This is a genomic window from uncultured Rothia sp. (genome assembly GCF_937976295.1).
In the GTDB taxonomy this organism is placed as follows: Bacteria; Actinomycetota; Actinomycetes; order Actinomycetales; family Micrococcaceae; genus Rothia.
Genome location: NZ_CALJRY010000193.1, coordinates 1 through 7,569 on the forward strand (window position 1 = coordinate 1; position 7,569 = coordinate 7,569).

The following is a 7,569-nucleotide window of genomic DNA, read 5'->3' on the forward strand; positions in this document are numbered from 1 at the left end:
GATGGCCCACTTCGCTCCGGGTGCGGTGGGTGCTTCGCAGCAGTACGGGCATATTGCTGTAGTGCAGGCGGTCAATGATGATGGCACTGTGACGATTGAGGAGTATAACGGTGTGACTCCGTATGCGTACGGTACTCGCACTATTCCTGCTGATCAGGTCACGACGTATCTGCATATCCCTGATAGTGAGAAGGTTAAGAAGGACTAAGAGATGATGTTTCGTCAGAAGGTTGCGGCTACTGGTGTTGCCGTGGTGATGCTCTCGTGGCTGGTGGCGTGTTCGGCGTCTACAGCTGATTCGGCGCCGACGGGGTCGCCTGTGGTGACTGCTTCTGCGTCGGTGACCGCCTCGGGTGCGCAGTCGCACCCACCTGCTGCGGTGGCGAGTACGGCGCAGCCGTCTTCGGCTACCCCGGTTGCTTCGGTTTCGGCGGCGCCGACGATTATTGCGGCGCTTCCGTCTGCGAGTCGGTGGGGGCATTATGGTGCTCCCGGTAACGTGGATGTGGCTTCTGATGCTGCGGGGTGGAGTCCGCAGGAGCAGAAGGAGGCGACGGATTTTGCGGTGCAGACGATGCGTGTGTTCGCGATGGATACGGATGCGGCGACGTGGCATCAGTATATGGATCCGCGTGTGACGGATAAGTATCGTGAGCAGTTGGCTCGGTATAACCCGGCGTATACGTCTGTGCGTGAGGTGAAGGAGGCTGTGTATACGGAGTTTCCGTCTGATCCGACGCGTGCGGTGGTGCGTGTGAGTACGAATGATGGGGTGTGGGTGGTTCAGTTGCATCGTTCGGGTCCGGGTGAGGCGCCGAAGGTGTCTAATATTGCGCCGTTGTCGGCAAAGCGTCGTTAGTAGTGTGCTGGTAAGGGCATGATGCTTCGGTGTGGTGTTTGCGTTGTGGCTTCACTGCGTTGTGCTATGACTGCAAGATGTGGTCATAGCACAATGCCATCAATAGTTAAGGAGAGCTGAGATGGATTTGCGTCCTAACGAGTCGGCTGCGCTGATGTTTTTTGGTTTGGTGCTTGCTGCTGGTGCTTATTTGGGTGCTGGGTTGGAGTCTGGTGTCTGGACGATTACTGATATCGCGTGGCATGTGAAGGACCATGGTGTCGGTGTGCTTTTCTGGGTTGTGGTGGGTTTGTCCCTCATCCCGGCGGTTATTGTTGCTGCTTTGGTGTTGAAGGCCGGTGATGGTCTAGGTGGCGGCGGTAGCCGTAAGGCGTCGGCTGCGCATATGGTGTCGTATAAGCAGGTTGCTGGGTCGTTGGGTCATGATGCGGCGGTGAAGGCGGCACGAAAGAAGGCGAAGATTTCTATGCCTCCGGTGTCGCCGGATCCGAAGGAGTCGGCGCGTCTGATTGGTCAGTGGGTGGATGAGATGCCGGAGTCGTGGTTGGTGACTGAGCTGGGTAAGTTGGGCGGCAAGGTCGTGAAGAAGAAGGGCGCCTCGTCTTATGTTGGTGGCAAGCCGGTGTATGGTGAGGCGAAAGAATCCAAATTAGTTCTGGCTCCTACGCAGGCCGGTAAGACGACCTCGATTGCCTCGAATCTTGTGCTGGATGCCCCGGGTGCGGTGATGGCGACGAGCACGAAGGCTGATTTGCTGATGATGACTGCTTGTACGCGTGAGCGTCTGCACCCGGCCGGTCAGGTCGTTGCGTTTGACCTGGATGATTCGTCGGGTTGGCCGCATAAGGCGGCGTGGAACCCGATTTCTGGGTGTGAGAACTTTGAGGTGGCGCAGCGTCGTGCTCAGGCGTGGGCTGGTGCTCAGCCGATGAGTGGGACGAAGAATGGGGATTGGTTTAATCAGCAGGCGGGCGCGTTTTTGGCGCGTTTCTTGCATGTGGCTGCGGTCTCTGGGAAGACGCTGAACGATGTGATTGCGTGGAGTCAGAATCTGCGTGGGCGTGATGCGTTGAAGACTGCGGAGATGCATGCTGGGCGTGTTAACCCGGAGGTTTTGGCGTTTTTGGCGGCGAAGCAGGAGTCGAAGGCTGCGGAGACGCTGGATTCGATTCAGCAGACCCTGTCGGGTTTGTTGGAGCCGTTGGCGGTGCCGCGTATCCGTGAGCAGCTGATGGTCCACCCGGCGTATGCCTTTAATATGCGTGAGTTTTTGTCGGGTCCGAACACGCTGTATTTGGTGTCGGACACGGCAACCGGTGTTGAGACGGGCCCGCTCGTCTCTATGTTTGCGAACGAGCTAATCAACACGGCGCGCGAGTTGAGCCAGGAGAAGCCCGGGGGCCGTTTGTGGCCGTGTTTCCGTGCGGTGCTGGATGAGGCCCCGAACCTTGCTGCGTTCCCGAAGATGGACTCGATTATGTCTGATATTAATGGTCGTGGTGTTGAGGTTATTTTGATTGCGCAGTCGATGAGTCAGCTGATTGACCGGTGGGGTGAGCAGGGTGGCCGCACGATTGTGGGTAACTCTGTTGTGAAGTACTATTTGCCGGGTCTTGATGTGGAGACAATGAGGCCTGTCTCGGAGGCGTTGGGTAAGTTTGAGAAGCAGCGGGTGAGCCGTTCGCACTCGAGCGGCAAGATGGGTAATAGCTCGACTTCGCATAGTACTGAGGAGAAGCTGGTGATGGAGGCTGCGGAGATGACGCAGATTCCGGCGTTCTCTGCGATGGTGTCGTATAAGAATTACCGCCCGATGCATCTTGGGTTGACCCCGTGGTGGGAGAGGCCGGATGCTGATGAGGTGAAGGAGGACCAGTTGCGGGCGTGGCAGTTGTGCGGCAAGATGCAGCTGCCGGACACGTCGGCGTTTGTTGAGGGTCAGCGTGTGGAGCGGGAAGGATTTGAGGGCCAGTGAGTTACGGCTTTGATGATGATGTGATGCCGATGACCGCGCCGATTCCGGTGGTTTCGGAGCAGCATGATTTTCTGGCGGAAAGGGTGAAGGCGCTGGAGGCGCTTTCTGACCAGCTGCTTGATGTGCTGGACGCGTTGCGTGATCGTGTGGAGCAGCTGGAGAGCGCCGGGCCGGTGCCTGCTGCGGTGGACGGTGAGTATGAGGTGCAGGATGTAGCGGCTGCTGAGCCTGCAACGTATGTGCCGTACTGTTGGCGGCATGTTTCTGCTGCTGAGGCGCGGGGGCTGTGGGTCCGGCTGCGTGAGTGGGTGGACTGGGTGAATGGGCGGTATTTCGCGTCGTCCTGGGAGTCGATTCGCCCCTGCTGGTTCCGTCACCCGGCGGCGGTGGAGGAGCTGACGGCACTGTGGGCGGCGTGGGAGTCTGCGTATCGTGCCCCTGACGAGGGTGAGGGGTTCTCGGATGCTGCCCTGTGGTGGCATGAGAAGCTTCATGCGGTGGTTCACCGCCTGTGGGATGAGCAGTTTGCTGAGTGTAAGGCTGGGCATCAGGACCCGGATGTGTATGAGCGTTCCACGGATCCTAGCTTTGAGGAGTTCCTACAGGGTCGTTAAAAAATGAGGTGAGGGGGAGAAACCCGAAAATGGGTTTCTCCCCTCACCTTCTATTTAGTGCCTGGTACTTGTTAAGACAGGCTAGCGGCGGGGACCGCGGCGCTGCTGATTCTGGTTCTGCTGCTGCTGGTTTCGGTCTCGGCGTCGTTCTTGACGACGGGCCCGCTGATTCTGGTTCTGTTGTTGCTGGTTACTCCGCTGTTGTTGTTGGTTATTCTGCTGTTGTTGCTGACCTTGATTCTGAGACCGCTGATTCTGCTGATCCGGTTTAAAAATATCTATCCGGGCGCGTTCCATCCGCTCATACGAGGCTTTAACAGCCTGCAACCCTTCGGGGAGAGGAGTGCCGCGACGGTTCAATTCCTCAAAGGCCTGCTTCTGCCGGGGAGTCATATCACCACGCGCAATACTCTGAGCGACAGCTTGTTCAGGAGACAGCTGATACTGATGACCCTGTGCCTGAGTCTTCTTGTAGGCAAGTCCCTGTTGTTTCTCAGGCTGCAGGACACGCCCTTGGCCATTATCCGCAAGGGTCACAATTACTTCTTCACGGACGAAACGCCCACTCGCGACCTGCATGAGCTCAGCATCCGAGAGGTCCTTAACAGGGGTGGTTGCTATCTCAAAGTTGAGCGTATTTTTCGGAGCCTGCTGGTTCGGTCCAGGAGCAAGGTCAAGGTACCTTTGGCTGATTGCATCATAGACTTCCAAGTTGTTTTTGACCGCATCGTATAGATCGTAGTTGGAAGAGTTAAGGACTTTCTGAACGGCGTAGCAGATAGCGTCAGTAGTCCACAGGAGATTATCAGCACCCGGTGATACCTGGATACGCGCAATAGGTTCAATAAGACCAGCCTGGATAAAGTTCGAGATAGCTTCCAGATCCATCTCATTCTCACCCTTCTCCTTCATACGTTCGAAGACGAACGCATAGACCGGGTTGTCTCGATCTTGGCATTGCTGGATGAGGGAGAGCAGGTTACTGTGGCGTGCAGTTCGCACAAGGTCAAGCTGAGTTTCAGGCTTTGAGGAATAATCGACTGCCGTACCTACAGTAACCACAGTGGCACTATCGGCAAGGTACTGGTTGATAAATTCTAGGAACCTAATGTTGTAGGTATCACTGTTATCCACAGCATGGAATTTCTGTTCCGGCAAATCGAGACCGGTCAGCGCGTCACGGAATTCCTTGAGCTTGTCTGCTTCAATAATCACTGCTGTCATCGCGTAGAAGCCCTGATGCATACCGTACCCACCTGCAGCCTTCTTAGGGGGTATGTAGGTTTCGTCCACAAAGGCAAATCGTGGGGCAGCACTATTTTTTTGGTAAAAATCAACGATGCGGGAGTAATATTCACGCTCAATATGGTTCCGAGGATTCTTGATAAAGTCCCATTGATAATCACTGATAAGGTGATCGCCGGAAGAAGTAGAAGACGTCATTGGTTCCTTCACAAAGTTGTTGCGGTTGGTATTCGGTTCTGATACACTTATAGTAGCAAGGTAAAACAAGAACCCTGACGTAGTCGCCGTAAGGCGATGAGGTATACTGGGTGAGCTGTAGCGGGGTAAGCCGGTGGATCCTGGTCGAAGCTACGGACCTTGTTCTAAGGCACCCTCAATGGGTGCCTTTTTTGTGCCCGCACTCATGATCTGGGTGCTTCAACTAAGTCTTACAAGAAGAAGAGGGGTAAGAAGCCATAATACGGCTTCTTACCCCTTCTTATGTGCCGCTACGAGACACCCGGCCCACGCACACCACGACGAGCCTGCTCATGCATCTGCTGCGCCTGACGCTCTTGCATCTGACGCTGACGCTGCTGGTGAGCAGCCCTCTGCTGGCGCTGCGCCTGATCATCTGGCTGATTCCTCAACCGATCATCCAGGCTACGGGTCCGCTCCACCATCTGACGGACCCTCTCAGCACGAGCCTCACGCTCACGACGCAACCGCTCTTCCGTCTCACTCATCATCTTCTCCTTACCACTAACCTGTGCCTGAACCGGCACCTCACCAGAGCGCTGCTTAGCCCGCTCCGACAAGCGTGCCGCCTTACCGACGCGCTTCACCTGCTCAAGAACACCCAAAACGGCCTTAGCCGCACGAACCTTCACCGCAGACTGCACCTGCAAGGGCGCACCCTCAGCAGCCAGCCGGGCGTTATTGACCCGCTGGCTCGCCTCATGAACCATCTGTGCAGGTAGCACCGCCGGTTCACTATCGGGCACGTTATACGTACGGCGTAGCGCCTCAGCCTCGCCGGCTGCACGAACCCACCTGCGGAAGGCCCGCTTGCGGGTCGGTACCGGGCCCAAAGCCTTCACCCATGCCGGAGCTTTACCGGCTTGCACCTGACGTGCCAGCTCTTCACCCCGTGCACGGACCAGCTTGCCAATCTCACGAGAACGCGCCCGCAAAATCGTGCCCAGTCGTCCCTGACGAACTGCCGGGTGCTTCTCCCAGAATCGGTCCAGCAGATGCCCTGATACTTCCCTAGGGCTTACCTTTGACGGCTCCACCAACGAGCCGGTAGCAGGCACGATTTGGCGGACCTTCTGCTCTTCCCGCAGCACCTGATGTACTGTGAACCGTCCTGAGGTACGCGGGATTTCACCGCGGATAATCTGCTCCAGTTCACGCTGATCTCCGCTGATGCCCCACCGGCGGCGTGTAATCTCTGCATCCATGTCCCCCAGAGCCTCTCGCAGCTGAGCAGACACACCAGTAGCGTCTGTGCCCTGAGCGTTCAGGGCATGCTCGGTGCGTTCACGCAGTACCAGCAGGTCCTCGGTCTTCACTAACGCGTAGGGGTTCGTGTACCAGTTCGGGTCATCAAGAACCGGCTGTTGTGCAGGCTGAGTGTTACGCTCATGAGCTTCAGCGCGAGTAATCAGCGCTGCCAAGTGCTCATCGGAGATAGAGGCCAGCGGACGCTCAGCCGCTGCCTGTACTGTTTGGGTGCTCAGCTGCTCCACACGCCACCCCAAAACGGCCGCAGCATCAATGGGAGTATCAGAATCTCCACTCAGGGCACGACGTGCATAAGCACGCTCAATGAGAGCGGGCACGTCCACGCCGTCCCGGTGCATCTGACCCAACTGTTGAGCCAATGCCCCGAAGCCTTCAGAGCCCAGCACTGCCGCAATGTCAGCGTCCACGACAGCAGAGTCGCCATGAGTTGCGCGGCTCATGCCTTCAGTGACCAGGCCAGCAACAACGGCACGCTGAGCCAATTCAGCGTGCTCTGCATATTCAGCTAGTGCCGCCGCAGTATCCATCTGCTGCGCACGGATCGTGTCTACGCTCTCATGGATACTTAGCTGCGCTTCACTATCGTGACGGTCAGCGATAACCTGCAGCACCTCGTCCAGCTTTTCACCCTCGCCCAGGTTCACGTAGAGGCGGTTCTGCTCGCGTCCACGCGATAGGCCCACGTAGGCGCCTGCACGGTCGGTGCGGCTATCGACTAGAGCGTGCGCGGTGTCTACGGTGGCACCCTGTGCACGGTGCACTGTCAGCGCGTAGCCCAGCTCCACATTCTCGCGTACGTATTCTGCGGGCAAGGTGACGGTACCGCCGTGTTCGAGGTGGCGCACTGTGAGAGACCCGTCCTCGCCTACGCTCTCAATGCTCCACCGGTCGCCGTTCTTGACGAAATCACGGCCTGCATAGACCGGTAGGCTACGGTCGTTACGGCGCGTGACGATTGTGTCGCCCACGTATGCGGTGGCCTGTCCTGCACCGGGTGCAGATCCAGGGCGCAGGATAACGCTGTCGCCGGTCTGCTCACCTGAGGTGGAGATTCGGTGTGCCTGCGCAAGCGCATTCAGCGCCGCGACGGATTCGTTAGAGGAGCCCATCATCAGCGACGACTTCCCGTCAGCGATATCGCGCTGATAGGCGGCGAAGACCTGCTGAGTCATGGTCTCACTGTCACCGGCGGCCACACGGCCCTGCGCACGGTACCACGCGAACGGCTCATCAGGACCAACAGGCACCGGCTCACGCAGACGTAGCGTCGCTGCTGCTTCCTCTTCATTCTTAAAGCGGAACAGCTCATCGAGGCGGACGGCACCGACTTCACGGTCGATTAGGCGCAGGGCACCACCGGCCCCTACCGC

5 protein-coding genes and 1 pseudogene are annotated in these 7,569 nt (G+C 57.6%); 4 read left to right on the forward strand and 2 right to left on the reverse strand.

From position 1 onward, the window contains the following. From Q0216_RS05395 to Q0216_RS05410, 4 genes are all read left to right on the forward strand, one after another. A partial coding sequence (locus Q0216_RS05395; RefSeq protein ID WP_366139819.1) for a CHAP domain-containing protein occupies positions 1-208 on the forward strand: 208 nt, incomplete at its 5' end. A 3-nt stretch (positions 209-211) separates the two neighbouring features. Beyond that, the gene (locus Q0216_RS05400) at positions 212-859 is read left to right on the forward strand and encodes a hypothetical protein (protein ID WP_298593560.1); all 648 of its coding nucleotides are present in this window, start codon (positions 212-214) and stop codon (positions 857-859) included. Between the two features lie 121 nt (positions 860-980). After that, the gene (locus tag Q0216_RS05405) at positions 981-2,834 is read left to right on the forward strand and encodes a type IV secretory system conjugative DNA transfer family protein (RefSeq protein ID WP_298593561.1); all 1,854 of its coding nucleotides are present in this window, start codon (positions 981-983) and stop codon (positions 2,832-2,834) included. Next, positions 2,831-3,448, forward strand: coding sequence for a DUF4913 domain-containing protein (locus Q0216_RS05410; protein ID WP_298593562.1), 618 nt, complete (start codon positions 2,831-2,833; stop codon positions 3,446-3,448). The genes Q0216_RS05405 and Q0216_RS05410 overlap by 4 nt, the downstream gene beginning before the upstream one ends. 81 nt (positions 3,449-3,529) lie before the next feature. Here the strand turns inward: Q0216_RS05410 and Q0216_RS05415 are convergent, their stop codons facing one another. Next, positions 3,530-4,891 carry a hypothetical protein gene (locus tag Q0216_RS05415; RefSeq protein ID WP_298593563.1) on the reverse strand — a complete coding sequence of 454 codons (1,362 nt, stop codon included), beginning with the start codon at positions 4,889-4,891 and terminating at the stop codon, positions 3,530-3,532. Between the two features lie 290 nt (positions 4,892-5,181). Further along, positions 5,182-7,569 (reverse strand): annotated as a pseudogene (locus Q0216_RS05420) (hypothetical protein); the annotation flags it as partial.

Coding starts and splice junctions, on each gene's coding strand:
- Q0216_RS05415 (WP_298593563.1), bottom strand. CDS start 4,891: ATGACGTCTTCTACTTCTTCCGGCGATCACCTTATCAGTGATTATCAA.
- Q0216_RS05405 (WP_298593561.1), top strand. CDS start 981: ATGGATTTGCGTCCTAACGAGTCGGCTGCGCTGATGTTTTTTGGTTTG.
- Q0216_RS05400 (WP_298593560.1), top strand. CDS start 212: ATGATGTTTCGTCAGAAGGTTGCGGCTACTGGTGTTGCCGTGGTGATG.